We start from the raw sequence: 22,116 nt of genomic DNA, 5'->3' as shown, positions 1-22,116 counted from the left end.
ATCTTCATTTAGTTTTTCCTATTTTCGAATATTCATTAAATAATGTGAAAAATTAATGAAATTTAGGAAAGATTAGAAATGACCGGAAAAATCGGCTTTAAAGAAATGTGGGAATATATAGAGCAAGAAAGATATAGAAAAATCATCAAAAGCAAAGATGAAAAAATAGCCAATCTGAAAGAAGAATTGGATCATATGCGCCAAGTAAATGAAATTCTGCTCAAATATGCTCCCGAAGATGTTGCAAAAGATTATAGAAACTCTATAAATGATTAATTTCATTTATTATAATTTGTCATGAATAAGAGGCATGATTAATGATAGTTAACGGCATTGAAATCAATGTAAAAAGAAAAAACATCAAAAACCTTTATCTCAGAGTCACCGCTCCAGACGGTGAGGTTAAGGTTTCCGCTCCAGAATATGTAAGCGATGAGGAAATCATTAATTTCATCGAATCTAAAATGGACTGGATATTAAAAAAGCGTGAAGAAATAGCCAATACTGATTATGTCCCCAAGTTAAAGTACGTCAACGGCGAAAAGCATTATCTCTGGGGCGAAGAGTACACCCTGCAGCTGATTGAAAACAATGTTAAAAATGCCTTCGCTAAAGACAAAACCATTTATCTGCCGGTTTCAAAAAGAAGCAAAATCAAAAGCCGCCAAAAAACCTTGGAAGACTTTTACCGAAATGAACTTAAAAAAGAGATTCCACAAATCTACAATAAATGCATAAAAAAAGTGGGAAAATCGCCAAACGAAGTGAAAATAAGAAAGATGAAAAACTGGGGCAACTGCAGGAAAAACGGGGTGATTACCCTTAACCTGAATTTAGCCAAAAAGCCAAAAATATGTCTGGAATACGTATTCATTCATGAACTGTGCCATTTAATCGAGTTCAATCACTCTAAAAACTTTAAAAAATTAATGGATAAGAATTGCCCTAACTGGGCGGAAATAAAAAAAATATTAAATGGTTAAAAGAGAATTATTCATCCCTTTTAAGCATGTCTTCTTTTTCGTCCGGAGTCAGCTGATTAACGATATCTTCAGGAGTACCGATATCCAGCAGTTTTCCTCCTCTCATTAATGCTGCCCTGTCACAAACGTCCAGTACGAAGTCCATATCGTGTGAAATGATAATGAAAGTCTGTTCCAGTTCGGCACGTGCCTTAAGGATTGAATCGGTTACGACTACACGGGTAATAGGATCCATAGTTCCCGTTGGCTCGTCTAAAAGAATAATTTTAGGTTCCTTGATTAATACCTGCGCAAGTGCAACCCTATGCTTTTCACCTACACTCAGTTCGTCAGGATGTTTTTCAAGAATTGATGCTGCAAGTTCCTCACTGAATCCTACAGTGGTCAGTGCGTGAATTGCCTTGATTTTACCGAATTCTGCAGGCAAGTCCAGACTGATTGCATCGGTCAGGTTACCTAAAATGGTTCTGTGAGGATAAAGTGAATATTCCTGGTGCAGCAAGCCTAAATACGGCATGATACGACCACGATTAAGAGGACCGACCTTGGTCATGTCAATCCATTCATCTTCACCAAGCCTTATTTCGATTTTACCGCTGCTTGGCTCGGTGAGACCGAAAATCATTCTTGAAGTTGTGGTTTTACCGGATCCGCTTAAACCGACAATACCGAAGATTTCTTCATTATTAATAGTTAATGTAACACCGTCAACGGCCTTGATGACTCCCCTTTCGATTGAATAATAGTGCTTTTTAACGTCTTCGAGAACAATTTCAGGTTCACCGAATTCAGGGATTTCCGGCTTTTTAGGAACAGGTACGGTAGCCATGAAATTGTCAACTACGGTTTGAGGTTCGCCTTCCTCTTTGATTTGGCCGTCTTCAAGCCAGATTACCTTATCTGCCAATTCTGTCATTACTTCAGGCCAGTGGGAAGTGATTAACATGGTGATTCCTTCGTCCTTAACACCTTCTTTCAAGGTATTGTGAAGCTTTACGGCGGTCTGAGGGTCAAGAGTACCAGTCGGTTCGTCTGCTAAAAATGTCATTGGCCCCTTAGCAAGCTGTCTTGCAAGAACTACCCTCTGCTTTTCTCCCCCACTCAAGTCACGTGCAATGTGAGTGATACGGTGGTTCATCTGAACCATTTCCAGCAATTCGAGAGACCTGTAAAGTCCTTCTTCATATGGAAGTCTGTCCCCGATTGCTCTCATTACGTTTTCGATTACGGTTTCTTCGTCGTATAATGCGAAGTTACGCTGGAGCATAATTGAAATTCTTCTTTTAATAGCTGCGAATAACTTTCTGTCGCAGTTAAAGAAATCAACTTCCTGAACCTGCAGTTCATGGCCGCAAGCGCATTTTTTGCCTTCAAATGATGGAGGCTCAACGGTGAGACAGTCAGGACATACGGCAATGTTAAGCAATATGCTTCCTGAATCCGGCTTGTAGTCAAGCGTTCCTCTAAGCATGTTGATTAAAACTGATTTTCCGCTTCCACTGCGTCCCAAAATACCTAATGTTTCCCCTTCGCCTATCTCCAAGTTAATATCCTTTAAAACATCAACTCCATTGAAGGATTTTGAAATGTTTTTAAGAGTTATAAAATTCATGAAATCACCCATTAATATAATTATTTATAAGTTTAATCTTGAATGTTAATATAAGTTTGTATTAACACTGTTAAATATTGAAATCCAGAGTTCCGGAAATGACTGCACGGGCTATTGAAAAGCCGAAAACACCGCATTCATACATTTTCCTTACCTTTTCTTCTGAATTGATGGAATTGTTGCCGATAACCTTAATGCCCGTATTTGCGCAAATGCTTTTAAGACAGTCCCAGTCGGCGTCCATGCAGGTCGGATCCATCGCATCAATGTGTAGATAGTCTGCTCCGGCTCTTTCTATTAATTTGACGGTTTTTAAGGTGTCTATTCCCTCAACGTTAGCGCGTATCTTTACTGAGACTTCACTTTCTGCGTTTTCAGTGATTTGTGAGATGTAATCGAATAGGTCAGGTCTTTTAAGCATCTCCTGGCCGCAACCGATAGCTGTTATTTCTTCCTGACGGCAATGACAGTTTATTTCTATTATATCAAGTTCTTTAATTTTGGAAGCTTCTATTATCGGTTCGGGACTTACTGAACGCACGTTTGCGCTTACGCGAACATCGGGATAAGCTTTCTTTATTGCTTTGGCTTCATTTTCAATGTGGGGAATTATTTCGTCAAGTTCATAGTGGAATTCCTTTCTTCCCCTTTTTAAAATCTTTAAGGAAGCTTCAACAGTCTTTTCGTCAAGGCTGTATCCGCCTAAAGTAACCACATCAAATCCGCATGGAATAACCCTGATTAAAAACTGTGAATCAGTTATTCCCGCCATTGGTGCAACTACCTTTATTTTAAAATCCCCCTTATTCGTATTCCTTTTCCACTACCCATGTCCAAGGCTCGTTGTTGCGGTCACGGATTTCCTCAAGACCAATGTCTGCCATGTAGGCTGCGTCTTCTGCGTTCTTGCCTCTTCCGATTCCTGCCTTGAGGCCGATTCCGATTTCGTCATCGATTTCAACTAAAATATCTTTGATTTCCTCTTCGCTTAATCCGTTGCACGGTGACATGAAGTTGTCTCCGCCTATGAAAAACAATAACGCTCCTTTTTTAATTAATTTGGTCATTAAATAATGCTGAGCCTTATTGACCATGAAGCTTGTGTCAAATGCTGATTCTATGTCGGTTAATGTTTCGGTTACGCTGTTGATGTCAATGTGGGCTGCCTGAACGAAGCTGTCTTCCTCTGAGACAAGGCTGTCGATAGCTAAAATCTCTTTTCTTTGTGATGACTGTGCTCCGCCTTCCTTTTGAAGAGCTATTGTAGCCAGTCTTTGAGCTTCGTGAGGAGTTTCAGCCGCTCCTACGCCCATACTTATTGTAATTGGATATCTGTTTCTGATTGATCTTTGTATCCTCAAATGGTCCTCTTCGTTTAAACCGTTTGAGATTGCAAGCAGATTGTCGAATCTTGTAAAGAAAACCAAACCCTTTTTGTTTCCAAAATGGTTGTTTAAATCTGCAAATAAGCTTGCCTGTAGCATTTGTAAATCAGATTCAGTACGTGGCCTTGGAGTTACTGTCCATGGCCCATAATTGTCAATTTGTATCAAAGTCATTTGTATCATTGCATTACCGCCTTTATTATACGATGCCGTCCAAAACATTTTTGGCTAAATTGATTTTGGCATCTGAACTATTCATAATAGTATTTGTAATTATTACTTTATTAATAATTTTGCCTAAACTAAATTTTAAATTTTCATCCTTATTGTCGATTACTATTGCATCCAGAAAATCGCTGTATAACTCAGCAACTCCAACGGATGAGACTTCAATGTCCAAGGCCTTCATGAATTTGGATGCAGGACCTGAAACTGAGTCATTTCCGATGATTGGAGAGACTGCAACAACGTATTTATCCTTTAATGCATCCTTTACCCCATCCAAAGACAATATTGGAAGGATTGATGTTATCGGATTTGAAGGCCCGATTATTACTGCATCGGAGTTTTCGATAGTTTCTATTACCTTTTCAGCAGGTTTCACTTCAGAGAAAACCACGTCCAATACTTCAGGCTCTGACTGGTGCTTAATCAGGAAATCATGGAATTCAAGCTCGCCGATGTCGGTTACGATTTTGATTTCTGAGTTTTCATTACTCATCGGTATTACTTTTGATTTGATTCCCATGTTTTTGGCCTGGATTTCAACAGCCTCTTCCAAAGTATGGGTTTTCATCAAAAGGGTCTTCTGGATTTTCGTTGCTCTGTCGATGTCGCCTATCCTTAGAAGTTCCGGGCAGTTAAGCTCTTCCAGCCTTTCGTGGGTTGTGAAGGTATCGCCTTTAACACCGTACCATGTCTCATCGTTTATCATGTCAGCCATCGTATAGAGTACCGTGTCGATATCGGCGGATACGTAAACGCCTGCAAAGTAATCGTTTTCTAAAGTATTTACGATGATTGAGATGTCTTCATGAGGAATTAATTCCTTAATTCCCTGCAATAATTTTGGAGTGCCTGTGCCTCCGGATAAAACAGTAATCATAACTCATCACTTATTTTCTAAATACGTCAAATTCCTTTGGCCGAAGCAAAGGTTTGATATCTGAATTTTCATCTCTCAGATGATCGAATGCCGGAAATCCTGAAACAATAACTGCCGGAAGGCCTTCATTAGCCTGTCCCATAATGAGTGAAGCTGCACTTGCAAGCTCGTCTGCAGTTGCGATTTCTGTGGTTTCAAGCTCACGACCATATAAATCCTTTTCGCCGATTCTAACCCATAAAGGATTGATTCCGCTACATCCTATTGCGGTTCCTATGGCTCCTACCCTGAATGCCCTTCCCTGAGTGTCGGTAATTATTACAGCCAGTTTTTTGCCGAATTGGGCTTCAAGAAATTCCCTGATTTCCCTTGCGGATTTATCCGGGTTTTCGGGAACTGGAGTTGCAAGGCCGTCATCAACGTTTGACTCATCAATAGCTGAGTTGGCGCAGACAAATCCGTGTCTGGTTTCTGTTATAATAAAATTAGGACCTATTTCAACTACCTCATTTGAGTTTTGAAGAATCGCCTCGACCAATTTAGGGTCTTTTTTGCAGATTTCTGCAACCTCAATTGCCCTTTCGCTTGGAGTTATATCATTTAAATCAATGATGTTTCCTTCGGCCTTTGATATTAACGTTTCGGCGATTAATATGATGTCACCGTCTTTTAAATCATAATCCTGAGCCTTAACGGCATCCCCGATTATTTGAGAAATGTCATCTCCTGATTTAACTAAGGGAATACCTTCTAAGCCTATTAACTTAATTTCCATAGTAATCATCTAAAAAAATAAAAAATTATGGATTATAGACGTCTATAGTCCATTCTCCATCAAAAACAGCCGCACATGAGGTTACCGGCTTTTCATATTCAGCAAAAGTGCCCTCATCAAAAATAAACTTGGCGGATTCTGTGGCTGTTTTGGCCGTGAAATCCACAGGGTCGGGAACCTGGCTTCCATAGGTTGATATGAAAGCGGCCTTGCCGTAAGGCACCTTTTCAACTAAAATCTTGCTGTCGTTTACGATTCCGATATAGCACTCATATTCATCCTCGCTTTCAGCGGAATTTACAACACCCGCAATTCTTGGAGTGTTGTAGTCGTCCTTTTCATAATCCATAGTAAGCAAGGAATATGCAAGTGCGTCCTTAATGTTCATTCCTAAAGCAATCTTGTCTGCAATTACATCCGTTTGGGATCCGTTTGAAATTATTGCCATATCACCGACAATATGAAGGCAATTGTAGGCAATGTAGATGCTTTTAAAGACATCCTTTTCAAATCCTTCCACAGGAACGACTGATGCCCTTTCGTCGAACTTGAGGCATTGCCTGTTCGGAAATGACCTGCTTGATACCCTGTAGGCAGCAAAAGGCTTTCCTTCACTATTCATCCCAATTGATAATATCCTCCCAGTATACATAGAAATCTCCTCTAAATTTAAACGTTTGGACGTTGAACAGCTTCCTGAGGGGAAACGCCACCAGGAGTAGTAATGACAATCTCTCCGGGCTTGATCGATATCTGTCCTTCATCCATTACCCGAGCCATAACCCCTACGGCGCTTCCTGAAATGGCATCTGACCTGTCAACGCCGTTGACGGTAACCTTCTGAAGGTTGGCAACAGGCACAATATAATAATCTGCGTCACCAGAAACGTCGGTCACGTTAGGCTTGCCCGTTCCGCCATCGGTAACGTCCGTTGTTGAGACGTCCACGGCTGAAAAGTTACTGGTAACAACCAGAAAAATCATAATTGTAAATAAAATATCAATAAATGGAACCAGATTGATGTTAGGCTTTTGATCGTCCAAAAACCTCTTCTTGTATGATTTGATGTCAATAGCCATATTAACCACTTATTGTCTCAGTTTACTTTCAGTAATCTCTGCATTAACATTACACTTTTCTAAAATAATATTAGAAATACTTTTATCCAACATACTCGGCTTGAATGAAACCTTGATGTTAGCGTAAGGGTCTGAGATCAGTCTCGTATTGACAACACCCTCAGCTTCCTGCAATGCCTTAACGGCACATTCCACATTGGCTTCAACTCTAACCTTAACAACTGCAAATCCCCAATTAGTCATCTTTGTGGCAAGCTCAATCTTATCCATTTCCACTTCGATAAGGCCCTGGATGTATGAATAAATCGGCAATAGAATGATAACAACAAGAAGACCCATGATAGTGGTTGTGAGTGCCACGTAGATACCTTCAGCCATTGCCGCTGTGTTCGGATTGACTCCTAAAGATTTGAAGGTCATCCAGATACCGATAACGGTACCGATCAGTCCGATAAATGGAGCAAGCTCCGTAATCGTCTTGATTGTGCTCATCCCTTTGGTCATCTTTGCAACTTCCACAATGAAAATCTGCTCCATACTTTCCTCAACCTCAGTCTTGTTCTTATAACCGATTTTAAGGGTTTCGGAAATGATACGGCTTACGGGATTTTTGAACCTGTTGATTTGCTTTAATGCCTCAACAGCTCCTCCCCTTTCCATTGAAGCGGTTACAACACCGAAAATCTCTGTGGTATCCACCTTACTAATTTTGCGAAGATATGCGATTTTTCTAAGAGCAATAATGAGACCGTAAATTCCAATGAAAAGAATTATGTATGTGATAATTCCCCCTTGGGTGAAAATGTCCATTATTCCCTCAAAGATAGGTGTAATATATTCCATAATCATAATTATCCTCTAAAAAATACATTTTATAACAATAATATATTTGTTCATATACTTAAAAATAGCTATTTTTTGAATGAAAAAAGAAAGATTCATACTTGAAAAAAAATCAAATCAGTGTAGTCTGCACATCCTTTAGCTTTGCCACGGTAGACCATGACTTTCTGACAAAATCAGGCATTTCATTATATGTGTAGTTTGAAAGGAATTTCTTAGTTGTGGGATCTGAAGGGTATCCTGATCCAATGCCCCCCATATCGGCAAAATCCCTGTTGATTTCAGCTATTGCCACATCCCTTGTATGCTTTGCAATGATTGATGCCGCCCCAACTTCGATATAGGTGTCATCTGCCTTGTGTTCGGCCTTTACGTTGGCCTTCGTTGCCCTTTCCAGTTTGTCCTGAAACCTTTCGGGCTTTACGTCAACGGCATCGACGATTACCATGTCTGATTTTAACTTCAAAATGAGTTCCTGCATTCCCTTGCGCTCGATTTCATTTAGGTTAACGCCTTTTGCCCTTAAACTGTCAATGTCTGAGGCGGAATAAATTACTGTGTCCCATTCAAACATCTTTTTAAGTTTGCGGGAGAGAATTTCACGGCGTTCGGGAGTTAATTTTTTAGAGTCCTTAACGCCCATGTTATCTAGAATATTTTCTTTTTTGTCGGGAATTACAACGCCGGCTATGACTAGAGGGCCTAAAACGGAACCTCGTCCGGCCTCATCAATGCCTAAAATATCCATTTTATCAAAAAAAAAGTAAAGTGAAATAATTGTTAAAATTATTTCATTGCTCTTAAACGAACTTCTGGTTCCAGTGCGAGAGGTTCTGCTGCGACAATTGCAGTACCTTTTGCAACGACGGTCATAGGATCGTCTGAGATTTCGATTGGAATAGCTATTTCATCGAAGATTCTTTCCTTGATTCCTCTGAGCCTGGAACTTCCTCCGACAGCAACGGAGTTGTTGTAAACGCCCATCATCAGTTCAGGGGAGAGCCTTTCAAGAATGACGTTTAAACCGTCAACGATCTGTTTCATGAACGGTTCGACTGCGTCAGCTACGAGCATTGAATCGATTACGACTTTCTTAGGTCTGTTGGTTTCGAGGGATTTTCCGATGATTTCAACGCTCAAGTTTTCGAGCTGTTCGGAACAGTGGACCATACCAACTTCGATTTTTGCGGATTCTGCATCATGAATACCTATTGCTACATCGTATCTTTCGGCTACAAGCTCGACTATTTTGTTGTCGATATCGTCTCCACCGCATCTTACGGTTTCGATATCGTTGATACCACCTAAGGAGATGATTACAATATCAGTGGAACCTGCTCCGATATCCACGACCATTGTACCGTTTGGCTCTGCGATAGGAAGTCCTGCACCAATTGCTGCTGCGAGACCTTCGCTGATTACTAAGATATTTTGAGCGCCTGCCTTTCTTCCGATTTCTTCGGCTGCGTTCTTTTCCACTTCGGATGCGTCACCAGGGATACCGATAACTATTCTTCCAACGCTTTCTCCTTCATTAATGCCTATCTGCATAGCTTTAATTAACAAAGCCTGTGCCTGTACGACATTTTCAATTACGCCTTTTTTAAGCGGCCTTACTGCAAGAATATCTTCAGGAGTTCTTCCAAGCATTTTTTTAGCTTCTTCTCCGACAGCTAAAACTTCACTAGGATCATCCTTTTTGACTGCAACCACAGACGGAATCTGGTACAAATCGAATTTGTCGCCAGACGGTTTGGCGATTACAGTGTTTAAAGTTCCCAAATCTATCCCTAAGCTGTTGCTGATAACTCTTGTATCAGTAACTTCGACTTCTTCCTCATCGTTTCCGAAAATATTCATGACTAATCCTCCGTTATAATATCTTTAAAATCGATAACAAATATCTTTTTAGATGTAGCAATACTTTGAACCCTTTCAACGTCCTTATCTTTTTCGACTGAAATAAGTATTGTAGATAAAACAACCTCATTTGCTTTGTAGAATGGTTTTAAAGCAGATTTAACAAATCCAGGTAGCTTGACGTCATCGCTTATGCCCACGTCAATGAATCCCGTGGTCTGTGATTCCTGCAGGATTGCAAATGGAATCCTTGACTTTTCGATGATTGACACGGCGTCACGTATCGTATCGTCAGGTGCGACCAGAACCATCAGGTTTGACTCCTCATTGATGTAGTAATGGGAGATTTTGATGGCCGCTCCCCGCCTTGAAATGGAAACCCTGTTGAACTCATCGATTTTACGGGAGTTTCCGTAAAGCATGATGAAATCATATTTCTTGTCCAGATTTCCTTCCTTCAATACAACGTGTTCGCGAAATAGAATCTTTACGCTGTTTTTAGATGCAATGGCTCTGTATGCAACATCATCGATTAAATCGACGTTTCCTGCAATAATGCACCAGATTTTGTCATCTACGACTTCATCATCTGATTTTACTCTCGCCGCCTGTCTAAGAATGCGTATATTATCTTCTATCATCTAACTACTCACAATTATATTAAATTAAGTTCTAAATACATTTAATCAATCGTTAAATCAATTAAAAACCTTATTTTAGCTTGATAAAAATCGCTGAATTAAGGCATTTTTAATTAAGGTCTAACAATATTAAATTACTTTAAATTCTTATATATATTTTATCTTTGAATTTATTTTTTATGGGTGAGGACAATTCTTAGCTCTGATTATAATTCTTCTGATTCAAGAAATATTACTCCATCACTTTTAAAATAACATTAAACAGTATTTAAAAGCTTATTCATAAGTTAAACTTAATAATAACGAGTTTTAAACTAATATTAAGGTTTTTATGAATTTTTGATAAAAAAATTTTTTTAAAAACTTCTAAATCATTTGAAGGATTTCAAATATTTAGTTTAAAAAAATAAGGTGAGGTTTTCTTATGGAAAAGAAAGATAATCCACTGTTTCCAAATGGATTAAATGAAATGGAAGATTTAAAAAAGAAAGAAATTCCAAGACCAAGACATAAAAAAGTGGAAAAGCCGACAGCCATTGAGGCCTTCAACGAGAAATTAGGCAAAATATTTAACTTCAATAAGGCCTTTGATGTCGGTGACGAAAAGAAAAGAAAAATCGGGATAATAATAACGACGCTAATCATTTTGACGCTGATACTGTCCGCATATTACTTTCTCATTTACGAGCCGGCACAGGAGGAGCTTGATGCTGCAAGAACTTCCAAGCTCAATGAGCTTCATGAGCTTTACAAAGGTCCTTTGGCAAGCGCAGGAAACGTATTTGCGATTGAAGATAAAATTAATGAAGCGAATAATGCCCATGAGGTCGAATCCATTGACGTTTTAAAGCTTGCAACTTCGGACTGGAAGAAGTTTCACCTGCAGTCAATCAGAACCAATACTGACAAGTTCAATCGCACGATGGCCGTCTGGGAGAATTCCTCAAAAAGCGTTGTCATGAGCGCCGATGAGGCCGTAAATATCGTAAACAGCAACGATGCTTTAAAATTATCCGAAATGATATTCAAAAAGCCGGATACGGTATCCGTTCCTATATTAATCAGTAGACTGCAGGCGGGAGCTGGACTCATTAGTGTGGGAAGCATCGTCGACATCTATAAAAACGAAAGCAGTGACTTCAACGAGACTTCATTGAACAATACCGATGCTGACGTGAGCGGCTGCACGGTCCTGTCAATAATGAGATATGACGACAGCGGCGAAATTGACGCCCAATACTCCAAATCAGACACTAAAGTATCCGGAAACACTACAAATCCGACGGAGGACACCCAGGCCTTTTCATCAAACGTCCTTGAGATGCTTAAAGGTGCAATCGCTAAGGGCTATGATGAGGAAACCACACTTGAAATGCTTCGCGATTACGGCGTCAAGCTTTCAAGCTATGAAAGGCAAATCAATCTGGGCGATCTGGACGCCGAGTACATGGTTCTTTTGGAAGTGCCACACGAGAAGGTGAATTTCATAATAAACAACATGGACAGCATCGTATTGACCATACCAACTGCAAACGCACCTTCATGGATGGAGGGCCAGCTCACTTCAACATACCAGAATGGATAAGCTATATTAATTATAGGGCCTAAAATGATTATTATGAATAAACCGAATATTACAACGATTATCGTGATTGTTTGTATTCTGATACTGGGGCTTTATGCTGCCGGAGAAGTCAATTATTTTGCTCACAAAAACGTTATCGAGAAAAACATCACATCTCCGGTTGTCATTGTCGACAAGGTTGGAATCGAAGAGAAAATCAACAACGAATCCCTTGATTTGGGGGTAATGACCGATATGGGCTCATCCATTCCGACCAAGGGGGACGTTTACCTATTCGGCCACAGGACGCTTCAGGGCTCACCTTTCCTAAGGCTCAATGAGGTCGTGCCCGGAGATACGATTATCCTTGAATGGCCTGATATCGGCGAAGTCACATACAAGGTTGTAAATCAGACTATAGTGCCTGCAACATACCAGCTGCACGAAAGCGAAACGAAAGACCATGTTCTTTTGATAACGTGTGATCCGATTGGCTCAACGGAAAACAGGCTGATTATTGACGGTCAGATGACCAACGTCAGCGGAATCGATGAAAAGATTATCGAAAGCAATCCTCATGAGTCCTATGCATATATAATAAGCGGACTCTTTTTGGTTATCGGACTGATAGTGGCATTTATCTATCCGAAAGATACTAGGATTTACATTCTCGCTACGGTTCTTATCATTTCCGCCATTCTGTTCTATTTCTGCTTCAATCCGATTTCGTCACAGGTGATTTACGATAAGATTATATTCTTAAACGGAGGCCTTTAAAATGGATGTTAATGAAAAGTATTTCTCAAATATTACTAAAAGAGAGCGTGCGATTTTCGAAGGTGGAATCAGCATGGGCGCCCTGTTTCACCAGTTCGTCGGAACTCCCGTAAGCGAAGCTACCAAAGAAAATCTTGAGCGCACAATCGAGGAGTCATTTAAATTGCAGCCTGCAATCGAGGACGTTGAGGTTAAAATCAATTTGAATGACAATACCGGCTTTGACTACATTTCCCTTTCCGGCGACATGCTTGACGTTAGAATACACACCGTCGTTGATGACGTAAAAGCAGTGATAAGAATAGAATACATTGAAGAGCTGAACTATCCTCTGATGTACGTTGAGGAGATTTAAAACAGCTCTTTTAAATCTTTCATTAATTCCTTTAAGTGGGTTTTGGTTACATGGTTCATGAGGACAATCCTTATTGCCTTCGGACATTGTGCAACTGAAACTTTCCACCCATTTATTTCTTCAAGTTCTTTAGACAATTCATCCGCTGACTTAGTTGGATGATTGAAAGCTATAATGTTGAGTTCAGGTTCAACAACCAGTTCATAACCTATTTCTTCTAGAGATTCCTTTAAAAAGTGAGTGTTATCCATTAAATTTAAGGCTAATTCAGAGTATCCCTTTTTACCAAAATATTTCAATAACGCGTAGGTTGCAGCGCTTGATGCTCCTCCGCGCGTTCCAACAACAGTTGACTGGGTTTTAACTGTCAAGTATGGTGAGTCGACAGCCATCACTTCAAGATACTCTTTTTTGCGAAAGATTATTCCTCCGGCAGGTATCGGAGCCAAACCCATCTTATGCGGGTCGACAGTTATTGATGAGACTCCCTTTAAAGTGAAATCGAATTCTGGAAACTCATATCCGGCGTTTCTTAAGAATGGTATTGAAAATCCTCCGAAAGCTGCATCAACATGGAAATAGATGTTGTTTTCACAGGCGATTTCGGATATTTCTTCTATCGGGTCGATTAAGCCCAGTTCCGTGGTTCCGGCAATTGCAACGATTGCAACCGTATTGTCGGTAATTTTTTCTCTTAATGAAGCAATGTCTATTTTATAGTTCTTGTCGATGTCGACCTCGACGATTTTAAGGTTCATCATGTCAGCGGCCTTTTTAAATGAAAAGTGAGCTGATTTGGGAATTATTATTTCTCCGTTTTTAATTCCCTTGTATTTTCTTGCATGGTTTCTTGCGGCGCGCATGGCCATGATGTTTGCTTCGGTTCCTCCGGTTACGATATTTCCGTAGGCGTTATCCAGATGAAGCAATCTACCAATGATTTTGACGGTTTCATCCTCAATGGATTTCGTTCCCTTAAACAATCCAGGATCTCCCAGGTTGCTGTCAAGAAATCTCATGTAGACTTCCTTGGCAAATGGGTGGGCTTCGGTGCACATTGAGCCTAAAATCCTTCCGTCACTGTACTTTAAGTCTTCAGCCTGGATTGAATCCAGTTCTTTCAGTATTTCATCCTTAGTTATTGGTAAATCGTTCATACAATCATCTGTTTTTGCTAAAAATATTAAAAAAAAGAAAAAAGTTTAAAAATTATTCGAGACGCTTACGGGCAGCTTCCAGAATAATTTTTTGTTCGGCTCTAGCTACGGTCTTTCTGACTTCAGCTATAGCGTCTGCATTTGAACTTACGGACGTAATTCCAAATTTAACGAGTTTTTCAACGATATGAGGTACGCTTCCTGCCTGACCACAGATACTGCATGTTACACCGGCTTCAGCGCATTTCCTGATTGTCCTTTCAATCAGTTTCATTACTGCAGGGTGCTCTTCAGTATAGTGCTTTGCAACGAACTCGTTGTTTCTGTCAACCGCAAGAGTGTACTGGGTTAAGTCGTTGGTTCCAAGACTTACAAAGTCAACGCCGATTTTTAAGTATTCGTCGATTATAATTGCGGCTGCAGGGATTTCAACCATCATACCGAAGTCTACGTCCTTGTGAGGAATGAATCCGACTTCAGCACACAGTTCCTTAGCCTTAACCAATTCAGCAGGAGACTGTGATAATGGAATCATGATGCCTATGTTTGTGTATCCCTTTTCGTGCAGTTTCTTAATGGCCTTGAATTCGCATTTAAGGATTTCAGGCTGGTCAAGCTCCCTTCTGATACCTCTCCAACCGAGCATTGGGTTATGTTCGCGAGGTTCGTTTTCACCGCCTTCAAGGGTGATGAATTCATCTGTAGGAGCGTCCAGGGTCCTGTACCATACAGGTTTTGGATAGAATGCGTCTGCAACAATCTGAACGTTGTCTGCAATTGTGTCGATTAGCTCGTCTTCCCTTCCGTCTGCGATGAATTTTCCAGGGTGGACTCCGGCGGTTAACATAAGGTGTTCGGTTCTTAAAAGTCCTACACCGTCTGCACCGGTAGCGGCAGCCCTTTCGGCAGCTTCGGGCATACTTACGTTTGCCTTGACTTCAGTTACTGTTAGAATTGGAGCTTCAGCGGCTACAACAGTCTGAGCAGCTGCTTCTTCCTTGACTTCAGTGATTCCTTCAAATACGAGACCTTTCTTACCGTCTAAGGTAACGCCTGTATTTTCCTTTAAGGTTTGAGTGGCGTCTCCGGTTCCTACAACACAAGGAATACCGAGTTCACGTGAAATGATTGAAGCGTGACAGGTTACTCCTCCTTCGTCGGTTACGATACCGCTTGCCCTTCTCATTGCAGGCACCATGTCAGGAGTGGTCATTGTGGTAACCATGACGTCGCCTTCTTCGATTTTGTCAAGTTCGTCGATGTCTAAAACGATTTTAACCATACCTGTTGCAATACCAGGGCTTGCGCCTAAACCTCTTACGAGAACGTCTCCTTCAACGCCTGCGTCTTCAACTGTCGTTTCTTCAACGTCGCCTAAGGTTGTGATAGGCCTTGCCTGTAATAAGAATAAATTGTCCCTTTCGAATGCCCATTCGGTATCCATTGGCTCGCCGTAGTGTGCCTGTACCCTTTTACCCATTTCGGTTAATTCTATGAGCTCTTCGTCGGATAATACTCTTTCTTTTCTTAATTCTTCCGGAACGTCAACCTTTACACTTGTTCCGCTTTCGTCGTTGGTATACATTACCTTCTTATCGGATATCGTTACGTTTAAAATTTCATTGTTGGCCTTGGCAACCTGATAGTTGTCTGGAGTTACGTCACCGGACACTACAGCCTCACCGAGACCCCATGATCCTTCGATTAATGCGATGTCTTCACCGGTGGATGGGTTTACGGTAAACATTACACCGGCCTTGTCTGCAACAGCCATCTTTTGAACTACAACAGCTATTAAAACTTTTGAGTGTTCAAAGTTGTTTTCTTCTCTGTAGAAAATTGCCCTTGCCTCAAAGAGGGATGCCCAACATTTTCTGATATATTCGATTACCTCATCGTCTCCGCTTACATGAAGGAAAGTGTCCTGCTGGCCTGCAAATGAAGCTTCAGGAAGGTCTTCAGCGGTTGCGGATGACCTGATAGCAACGTCAGTGTCTTCCTCGCCAACTTTTTGACAAAGCTGGTTGTAGGCTTCCTTAATGAACATTATCATGTCTTCCGGAATAGGAGTTTCAATGATGATTGACTTGATTTCTTCGGCTGCAGCCTGAAGAGCCTTGGTATCATTGATGTCGATTTTATCAAGAATGTCTAAAACTTTATCGTTGATTCCAGAGTCTTCCATGAATTTTTCATAAGTTCCTGCAGTTACTACAAAGCCAGGCGGTACAGGAATGCCAGCTTGGGTCAGTTCTCCCAAATTAGCTCCTTTTCCACCTGCAATCCCAATATCAGATTTATTTAAATCCTCAAATTTCTGTACGTACATGAAAATAACCTCTTGGTTTTACAATTGAAAAAGTAAAAATAACTTAGTCAATAATACTATTATTTTTAATTTCTATGATTAAAATAGTTTTTCTTTGGATTTTTTATTGGTGAGTTGTACTTGGAAAAGCTATTGAAATATTGGATTTTGGTATGATTAAATTAATGCTTTAGGTTTAATGTTTGTGTTTAATTGTTTGTGAAGTTAATTTAATTGATTGTGATGTGGAAAAAAGAAAAAATGTTTGGCTTGATACACATACTATGAGTAAAGTAATTGAGTTTCAACTTTAGGGATGTTATCGCAATTGTCTGTGATGGCGTTTAGCTTAAATGAATTGTTGTTATTTCGGATAATGCAGTTTAAAGTGATTGAATCTTTTGTTACCTTTATTTTAAGAGTTATTTTATTTAAATCATTTAAATAAGATTTGTTTGCGTTAAAGAGTTTTGAAGCATTCAGGAATTCAACCGCCATGGGCTTATCGTTAATATCCAAATCCAAAATTACGTCATTATCCAGTTCAACGGAATGCTTATATTTATAATGATTAATCAGACAGATGAACAGGGAATCTCCATTGTCGTCATAATCATATTCTGCTTGATTGTTTGACATTTTACTTCACCAATAAGAATCTCATTAATCTAATCTTCTTTGAAATTCATGGGTTTCGATTAATCCCAATGCCAAAACCCTTTTATCGTTTTTGTTTAGTTTAAACCTTTTGTTTTCAACTTCCAAAATGCCAATGTCTTTTAATTGCTTCAAATGATTTTGAACTCTTTTCTGTGAAACATCAGCCATTCGAGATATTTCTTCAACAGTCAAAAAATAATCTGTGTAGCCTAATAGTTCTTCGAGTATTTTAATTCTATCATTTTCGCCCAAAAATTCATCCAATATCATAAAAATCACCTGAAATTCTGATAATATTAAAATCCTCTTATCTGAGATAATTTTTTTAATTCAACAGCATTTAATTCAGATTCAACATCAATAATTCCCGTAATGTTTTCAAGGACATTATTTCCTTCGGGTTTATCATGATTAAGTGAATCCAGAATCTTTTTTGGGTTTAAAACCTTGTTTGGGATTGGATTATTCTGTTTAACATTTGGTGAAATATGATTAATAGACATTATTTTTCCTCCTTTAGATGGTTAATATCAAGTATGTGGTGTTTTAAGCTAAGACAAGATTATGTCTTAAGAAAAAAACATCTTTAAAGATTATTATGTGGGACGTTACTTATATACTCTTTGAAAAAATGAATAAAATCCGGAGCGTTGGAATTTTCAGAGATTTAAAAATTTCCTGTTTTGGTGAATTAAAAAATAAAAAAAGTGTTAAGGAAAATTAATTTCCCTAACTTGAAATGGTAACTTTGTTTGCGGCGTTCATTCCGTTATAGCTGGAAGTAATAATGTATTCGCCGGCCATCAGGTTAATGTTCAACCTTGCAATACCGTCATCACCGGTAATTCTTTCATAGAAGACTCCGTTGATGTTGAAGGTTACTTTCTGACCAGGATATGCTTTACCCTGACCGTCAAGAATCTTGGCTTCGAACTTGGATCCGTCCTTGTATTTCATGACCAGGTCATGGGTTTCAATAACGGATAAGACCTTGATTTTGTTTGATGCCATTAAACCATTGTACTCGGCCGTAATAGTATATTCGCCAGGTTCAAGGTTGATGTTCATTTTAACGTAACCGTCATCGTTGGATGTTCTCGTATAAAAGACTCCATTAATATTTAACCTTACAGCTACACCTGCCTTTACAGGATTGCCTTTTTCGTCAAGTATTCTAAGTGAATACTGTGAAGCGTTCTTGTAATACTTGGTCAGATCGTAGTTTTCAACGATTGTAGGCAATACAGTAATGATATTCGTGTACTGTTCGGTTGAATTAGGGTTTTTAGCCGTAATTACGTACTCGCCAGGGTTCAGGTTGATGTTCATACGTGCAACACCTTTCTCGTTGGTGTAACGAGTATAGAAAACACCGTTGATGTTGAACTCGACAGCAGTGTTGTTAGCTAATGTATTACCTGCAGTATCATAGAAGGTTGCATAGTACTGGGTTCCGTTTCTAAACATCTTAGTAATGTTTTCTCCGGAAACCGTTTCCTTGATTGTTACGGTTGATGAAAATTCATAAACATCATAACGAGTCGTAATCGGATAAACACCACTGTTAAGGTTTATTGCCATTGAAGCGATACCGTTGCTATCAGTGACTCTGGCGTACGTATTTCCGTTAATTGTAAAATTAACTGAAACATTAGTAACAGGATTTCCTTCATTATCGGTCAAATTAGCTGTAAAGCGTTCAGGACCATGATAATATTTAATCAAGTCTGGAGCATTAATTACAATATAGTAATCGCTGATATTGAATGAAACATCATTTGATATGGAAGATTTGTGATTAACATCCCCAGTATAGGCTGCTTTTGCAGTGTAATTGCCTGCAGTCAAGTTAGACAAGGCATATGTCGCTTTAGAATCAGCTAAAGATGCAGTATAATTTTCACCGTTTACAGTGAATACAACTTCACCTGTCGGATTGGTGGAGTTGACGGTTGCAGTTAAAGTAACGTTTTTACCATTAACCGAAAATGAGAGGGTTGTGTTGGTGCTGGCCTGATTAACAGTAACCTTTGCATCAGCAGTGATATCCTTGTAATATGCAACTGCATCATAAACGCCAACATCTAAATCAAGTTCACAGTAGGCTTTACCTTTATTATCAGTAGTTACACTTTCATTTTTACCATTCAGATTAACAGTAATGTTTGCACCACTTACAGGCAGAGCATTTTTGGTTAAAGTAATTTCTAGAGATTCAGGACCACCATAATACTTAGTCACATCTGATGCGGTTAAATTAATTGATGGTTCGCCGGATTCAATAGTTAATGGAATATTGGCTTTAAAAGAAGAGAATTTGCCATTTTCTGAATATGAAATCATTGTATCCCAGGTACCTGAAGAAACGCTGCTTAAATCAAAATCAACTTTACCTTCAGAATCAAAAGCCTTTTTAAATGATTCGCCTGCAATGTCAACTGACACTTCACCGGATGCGTATTCACGAGCCATATCAAATCCATCGGAATAAACAGATAATGACAATATATTATCATAGAATGTTATTCCTCCACCATAATCACCGGGAGTGTTGTCCTTAAACTCTATATCCGTCAAGGAGATTGTCATATTAGGATGTTTATAACTGAGTTCATTGTTAAAATAGAGTGCCCCGTTATCACCTTTATTTTCAATAAATGAGGACTTTTCAATGGTTATATTGGAACATGACCCGATAGCACTGCCTCCCAGAGTTGCATTGTTATTTACAAATTGGCAATTTGAAACACTCACGAGGGATGAGATCCTACTATAGTCATAGCCTCCGATGTCATAAACTTCCAATGCTCCACCTGAAGTTGCAGTGTTGTTGATGAAGTTACAATTAGTTAGATTAGCAGATCCCTGAAGCCATACAGCTCCGCCGCTGCCGAATTCATATCCGTCTTCAAAGATGCCGAAAGCCCAGTTATTGGTGAAATTGGAATTTTCAATATTTCCTGAAGTAAAGAACAATGCTCCTCCATAATAAGTGGCTGAGTTATTGTCAAAATTACTCTTAGTCACGTTAACTGTGCCAAAAACATTAAGAGCACCTCCTTGATAAAGTGAGGAACAATCCGTGAAATTACAATTGTTTACGTTTAATTTATTTGCAGAGACTGCACCTCCATTCAAAATGGCGCTGTTATTGTTGAAATTGGAATCCTTCAAAAGACCCTCCTCTGCATCCCAATAAAGGGCTCCGCCTGTGCTTGCAGAATTTTCAACAAAATTACAGTTGCTTACAGTACCGTTTTCACCTTCCCAGTAAACGGCACCCCCACTAATATATTCATCACCATAACCTTTAGCAACATTATTAATAAAGTTACAATTGCTTAAAATACTGTTATCACCATGACCGTTGTATATGGCTCCTCCACCATGTTCAAATTCACTATCTACAACATTAGATGTGAAATTACAGTTATCTACTAAAAGAAAAGCTCTGAAATTATATTCTGGTGCCATATTGCTTACGGTTGCAATAGCGCCACCATAACTTACCTCATCTGAAGATGCCTTGTTGTTTTCAAAGGATGAATCATAGATAAAAACGTCAGAACGTACTGAAATGGAAATTGCACCACCATAATTTGCTTCTTCTGATGATAAAGCATTATTTTTAAATGAAGAATTGCTTATATAGACATCATGTCCATAAGAAATACTGACAGCACCTCCTTCAAATACGGCATGGTTATCTGTAAAATCATTATTATCCATAGTAATATTGCTTGAATAGGCGCTTAAAACCGCACCGCCTTTTATTGCACGGTTGTTTTTAAAATCACTATTGCTGATGGAAACATAATTGGAGGAACGGATATAAACGGCACCACCATTGTTATATGCTGAATTTTCATTGAATCGGCAATTATCGATTTCTATATTTTCAGCGCTTTCAATACGAATTGCGCCGCCGCCCTCCATGGAAGGGCCTTCATTATTTTCAAAGGAACAGTCGGTGATTTTAATATCACGGCTTTGCTCATCAATGAAAATGGCAGAACCTCCTAGAGATTCAGAGCTTAAACCATTGTCAGAGAAAGTACAGTTAATAATTTCCAGATTTTTAAATGAACCGATATAAATTACGCCGCCATCATCATTATAGCCCAATTCATGTCCATCGCCTGAACCGTCATCATCAGGATTATAATCATCACCTGAATCATAGGAATCAGCATAATCAAGATTTTTGAAAACCATGTTTTTAAGAGTCACGCCATCGGATTCGATGCTGAAAACCCTATCAAGATATGAACCCGTCATGTCAATTATAGCGCCCTTACCATCTATAACTCCAGGTTGAGTAATATTAATGGTGCCGCCGGAATCATAGGTATAAATACTCTTGGTTAATGTAATATTTCCCCCAGAACCCGCTTCACCAATCAGTTGTGAATAAGTACCAGGATTATCGTTTAAAACTTCATTGTTTTCTTGAGATACGCTTAAGGTATCATCAACTACCTGATTTACATCATCTGCCGCCGATACGCCAGCTATTGAGACAATGAATAAAATCAGACAAATAAAAATTAAAAATTTCTTTTTCATAATTTTTACTCCAAAATATTTGAATTACCAAATAAAGCATTTAACTTCCTTTATAGAATAAATGCTTAAATGATACTTAAAGTTTTATCAAAAGATATATAAATATATATCGATTTTAAAGAAAATAAAAGCGTTTTCGAAAAATTAGAGTAAAAATAAGCTATTTAACACTACAAATAAAAAAAACACTGAATATTATTCAAAAAAATAAAAAAAAGGTTAAGGAAAGTTGATTTCCCTAACTTGAAATGGTAACTTTGTTTGCGGCGTTCATTCCGTTGTAGCTGGAAGTAATAATGTATTCGCCAGCCATCAGGTTAATGTTCAACCTGGCAATACCGTCATCACCAGTAATTCTTTCATAGAAGACTCCGTTGATGTTGAAGGTTACTTTCTGACCAGGATATGCTTTACCCTGACCGTCAAGAATCTTGGCTTCGAACTT

At 39.1% G+C, this 22,116-nt stretch carries 22 protein-coding genes and 1 pseudogene; 5 read left to right on the top strand and 18 right to left on the bottom strand.

The genetic code is table 11. The features are described from left to right. Positions 1-78: 78 nt before the first annotated feature. Entirely contained in the window at positions 79-276 is a 198-nt protein-coding gene (locus F3G70_RS02360; RefSeq protein ID WP_149731121.1) for a hypothetical protein, read from the top strand. A gap of 41 nt (positions 277-317) precedes the next feature. After that, entirely contained in the window at positions 318-983 is a 666-nt protein-coding gene (locus F3G70_RS02355) for a M48 family metallopeptidase (protein WP_149731120.1), read from the top strand. Between the two features lie 7 nt (positions 984-990). Here the strand turns inward: F3G70_RS02355 and atwA are convergent, their stop codons facing one another. From atwA to F3G70_RS02300, 11 genes are all read right to left on the bottom strand, one after another. Beyond that, positions 991-2,595 carry a methyl coenzyme M reductase system, component A2 gene (gene atwA / locus F3G70_RS02350; protein WP_149731119.1) on the bottom strand — a complete coding sequence of 535 codons (1,605 nt, stop codon included), beginning with the start codon at positions 2,593-2,595 and terminating at the stop codon, positions 991-993. Between the two features lie 70 nt (positions 2,596-2,665). Beyond that, complete coding sequence (locus tag F3G70_RS02345; RefSeq protein WP_149731118.1) at positions 2,666-3,367, bottom strand: MJ0144 family RNA dihydrouridine synthase-like protein; 702 nt, start codon at positions 3,365-3,367, stop codon at positions 2,666-2,668. A 31-nt stretch (positions 3,368-3,398) separates the two neighbouring features. Next, entirely contained in the window at positions 3,399-4,163 is a 765-nt protein-coding gene (locus F3G70_RS02340) for a GTP cyclohydrolase III (RefSeq protein WP_149731117.1), read from the bottom strand. Between the two features lie 16 nt (positions 4,164-4,179). Next, positions 4,180-5,085, bottom strand: coding sequence for a 2-phospho-L-lactate transferase (gene cofD / locus F3G70_RS02335; protein WP_149731116.1), 906 nt, complete (start codon positions 5,083-5,085; stop codon positions 4,180-4,182). A 10-nt stretch (positions 5,086-5,095) separates the two neighbouring features. Further along, a complete protein-coding gene (locus F3G70_RS02330; protein ID WP_149731115.1) occupies positions 5,096-5,869 on the bottom strand; it encodes a coenzyme F420-0:L-glutamate ligase in 774 nt (257 codons plus the stop codon). A gap of 16 nt (positions 5,870-5,885) precedes the next feature. After that, positions 5,886-6,512, bottom strand: coding sequence for an IMP cyclohydrolase (locus F3G70_RS02325; RefSeq protein WP_149731114.1), 627 nt, complete (start codon positions 6,510-6,512; stop codon positions 5,886-5,888). Positions 6,513-6,529: 17 nt separating this feature from the next. Next, positions 6,530-6,940, bottom strand: coding sequence for an ExbD/TolR family protein (locus tag F3G70_RS02320; RefSeq protein ID WP_149731113.1), 411 nt, complete (start codon positions 6,938-6,940; stop codon positions 6,530-6,532). Positions 6,941-6,949: 9 nt separating this feature from the next. Continuing rightward, on the bottom strand, positions 6,950-7,789 hold the full coding sequence (locus F3G70_RS02315) for a MotA/TolQ/ExbB proton channel family protein (protein ID WP_149731112.1): 840 nt from the start codon (positions 7,787-7,789) through the stop codon (positions 6,950-6,952). A 106-nt stretch (positions 7,790-7,895) separates the two neighbouring features. Beyond that, positions 7,896-8,531 carry a ribonuclease HII gene (rnhB, locus tag F3G70_RS02310; RefSeq protein ID WP_149731111.1) on the bottom strand — a complete coding sequence of 212 codons (636 nt, stop codon included), beginning with the start codon at positions 8,529-8,531 and terminating at the stop codon, positions 7,896-7,898. A 38-nt stretch (positions 8,532-8,569) separates the two neighbouring features. Continuing rightward, complete coding sequence (locus F3G70_RS02305; protein WP_149731110.1) at positions 8,570-9,643, bottom strand: rod shape-determining protein; 1,074 nt, start codon at positions 9,641-9,643, stop codon at positions 8,570-8,572. Positions 9,644-9,645: 2 nt separating this feature from the next. Next, positions 9,646-10,284 carry a hypothetical protein gene (locus F3G70_RS02300; protein WP_149731109.1) on the bottom strand — a complete coding sequence of 213 codons (639 nt, stop codon included), beginning with the start codon at positions 10,282-10,284 and terminating at the stop codon, positions 9,646-9,648. Between the two features lie 424 nt (positions 10,285-10,708). On the opposite strand from F3G70_RS02300, the gene F3G70_RS02295 reads away from it, so the two are divergent. Genes F3G70_RS02295 through F3G70_RS02285 form a run of 3 tightly spaced genes read left to right on the top strand, consistent with a single transcriptional unit; the run spans position 10,709 to position 12,980 of the window. Further along, positions 10,709-11,869, top strand: coding sequence for a DUF515 domain-containing protein (locus F3G70_RS02295; protein ID WP_149731108.1), 1,161 nt, complete (start codon positions 10,709-10,711; stop codon positions 11,867-11,869). A 33-nt stretch (positions 11,870-11,902) separates the two neighbouring features. Continuing rightward, the gene (locus F3G70_RS02290; RefSeq protein WP_149731107.1) at positions 11,903-12,625 is read left to right on the top strand and encodes a class E sortase; all 723 of its coding nucleotides are present in this window, start codon (positions 11,903-11,905) and stop codon (positions 12,623-12,625) included. Position 12,626: 1 nt separating this feature from the next. Continuing rightward, the gene (locus F3G70_RS02285) at positions 12,627-12,980 is read left to right on the top strand and encodes a dihydroneopterin aldolase family protein (protein WP_149731106.1); all 354 of its coding nucleotides are present in this window, start codon (positions 12,627-12,629) and stop codon (positions 12,978-12,980) included. Here F3G70_RS02285 and mfnA read toward each other — a convergent pair. The 7 genes and pseudogenes from mfnA to F3G70_RS11980 form a co-directional block, all read right to left on the bottom strand. Next, the gene (gene mfnA / locus F3G70_RS02280) at positions 12,977-14,137 is read right to left on the bottom strand and encodes a tyrosine decarboxylase MfnA (RefSeq protein WP_149731105.1); all 1,161 of its coding nucleotides are present in this window, start codon (positions 14,135-14,137) and stop codon (positions 12,977-12,979) included. The genes F3G70_RS02285 and mfnA overlap by 4 nt on opposite strands. A 52-nt stretch (positions 14,138-14,189) precedes the next feature. After that, positions 14,190-16,466, bottom strand: a complete 2,277-nt coding sequence (ppsA, locus tag F3G70_RS02275) for a phosphoenolpyruvate synthase (protein ID WP_149731104.1) — start codon at positions 16,464-16,466, stop codon at positions 14,190-14,192. Positions 16,467-16,727: 261 nt separating this feature from the next. After that, the gene (locus F3G70_RS02270) at positions 16,728-17,084 is read right to left on the bottom strand and encodes a DUF2283 domain-containing protein (RefSeq protein ID WP_149731103.1); all 357 of its coding nucleotides are present in this window, start codon (positions 17,082-17,084) and stop codon (positions 16,728-16,730) included. Between the two features lie 24 nt (positions 17,085-17,108). After that, entirely contained in the window at positions 17,109-17,375 is a 267-nt protein-coding gene (locus F3G70_RS02265) for an ArsR family transcriptional regulator (protein WP_149731102.1), read from the bottom strand. A gap of 26 nt (positions 17,376-17,401) precedes the next feature. Continuing rightward, positions 17,402-17,608: a hypothetical protein gene (locus F3G70_RS02260; RefSeq protein ID WP_149731101.1), complete on the bottom strand. Its 207-nt coding sequence runs from the start codon at positions 17,606-17,608 to the stop codon at positions 17,402-17,404. Between the two features lie 226 nt (positions 17,609-17,834). Further along, positions 17,835-21,671, bottom strand: coding sequence for an Ig-like domain repeat protein (locus F3G70_RS02255; protein ID WP_149731100.1), 3,837 nt, complete (start codon positions 21,669-21,671; stop codon positions 17,835-17,837). Between the two features lie 238 nt (positions 21,672-21,909). Then, positions 21,910-22,116 (bottom strand): annotated as a pseudogene (locus tag F3G70_RS11980) (Ig-like domain repeat protein); the annotation flags it as partial.

Source organism: Methanobrevibacter millerae, from assembly GCF_900103415.1.
GTDB lineage: Archaea > Methanobacteriota > Methanobacteria > Methanobacteriales > Methanobacteriaceae > Methanocatella > Methanocatella millerae.
This window is presented reverse-complemented; position numbering and strand designations above follow the sequence as displayed.

Coding starts and splice junctions, on each gene's coding strand:
- ppsA (WP_149731104.1), bottom strand. CDS start 16,466: ATGTACGTACAGAAATTTGAGGATTTAAATAAATCTGATATTGGGATT.
- F3G70_RS02355 (WP_149731120.1), top strand. CDS start 318: ATGATAGTTAACGGCATTGAAATCAATGTAAAAAGAAAAAACATCAAA.
- atwA (WP_149731119.1), bottom strand. CDS start 2,595: ATGAATTTTATAACTCTTAAAAACATTTCAAAATCCTTCAATGGAGTT.
- F3G70_RS02305 (WP_149731110.1), bottom strand. CDS start 9,643: ATGAATATTTTCGGAAACGATGAGGAAGAAGTCGAAGTTACTGATACA.
- F3G70_RS02290 (WP_149731107.1), top strand. CDS start 11,903: ATGAATAAACCGAATATTACAACGATTATCGTGATTGTTTGTATTCTG.
- mfnA (WP_149731105.1), bottom strand. CDS start 14,137: ATGAACGATTTACCAATAACTAAGGATGAAATACTGAAAGAACTGGAT.
- F3G70_RS02300 (WP_149731109.1), bottom strand. CDS start 10,284: ATGATAGAAGATAATATACGCATTCTTAGACAGGCGGCGAGAGTAAAA.
- F3G70_RS02360 (WP_149731121.1), top strand. CDS start 79: ATGACCGGAAAAATCGGCTTTAAAGAAATGTGGGAATATATAGAGCAA.
- F3G70_RS02340 (WP_149731117.1), bottom strand. CDS start 4,163: ATGATACAAATGACTTTGATACAAATTGACAATTATGGGCCATGGACA.
- F3G70_RS02285 (WP_149731106.1), top strand. CDS start 12,627: ATGGATGTTAATGAAAAGTATTTCTCAAATATTACTAAAAGAGAGCGT.
- rnhB (WP_149731111.1), bottom strand. CDS start 8,531: ATGGATATTTTAGGCATTGATGAGGCCGGACGAGGTTCCGTTTTAGGC.
- F3G70_RS02315 (WP_149731112.1), bottom strand. CDS start 7,789: ATGATTATGGAATATATTACACCTATCTTTGAGGGAATAATGGACATT.
- F3G70_RS02320 (WP_149731113.1), bottom strand. CDS start 6,940: ATGGCTATTGACATCAAATCATACAAGAAGAGGTTTTTGGACGATCAA.
- F3G70_RS02260 (WP_149731101.1), bottom strand. CDS start 17,608: ATGTCTATTAATCATATTTCACCAAATGTTAAACAGAATAATCCAATC.
- F3G70_RS02325 (WP_149731114.1), bottom strand. CDS start 6,512: ATGTATACTGGGAGGATATTATCAATTGGGATGAATAGTGAAGGAAAG.
- F3G70_RS02270 (WP_149731103.1), bottom strand. CDS start 17,084: ATGTCAAACAATCAAGCAGAATATGATTATGACGACAATGGAGATTCC.
- F3G70_RS02255 (WP_149731100.1), bottom strand. CDS start 21,671: ATGAAAAAGAAATTTTTAATTTTTATTTGTCTGATTTTATTCATTGTC.
- F3G70_RS02295 (WP_149731108.1), top strand. CDS start 10,709: ATGGAAAAGAAAGATAATCCACTGTTTCCAAATGGATTAAATGAAATG.
- F3G70_RS02345 (WP_149731118.1), bottom strand. CDS start 3,367: ATGGCGGGAATAACTGATTCACAGTTTTTAATCAGGGTTATTCCATGC.
- F3G70_RS02330 (WP_149731115.1), bottom strand. CDS start 5,869: ATGATTACTATGGAAATTAAGTTAATAGGCTTAGAAGGTATTCCCTTA.
- F3G70_RS02265 (WP_149731102.1), bottom strand. CDS start 17,375: ATGATATTGGATGAATTTTTGGGCGAAAATGATAGAATTAAAATACTC.
- cofD (WP_149731116.1), bottom strand. CDS start 5,085: ATGATTACTGTTTTATCCGGAGGCACAGGCACTCCAAAATTATTGCAG.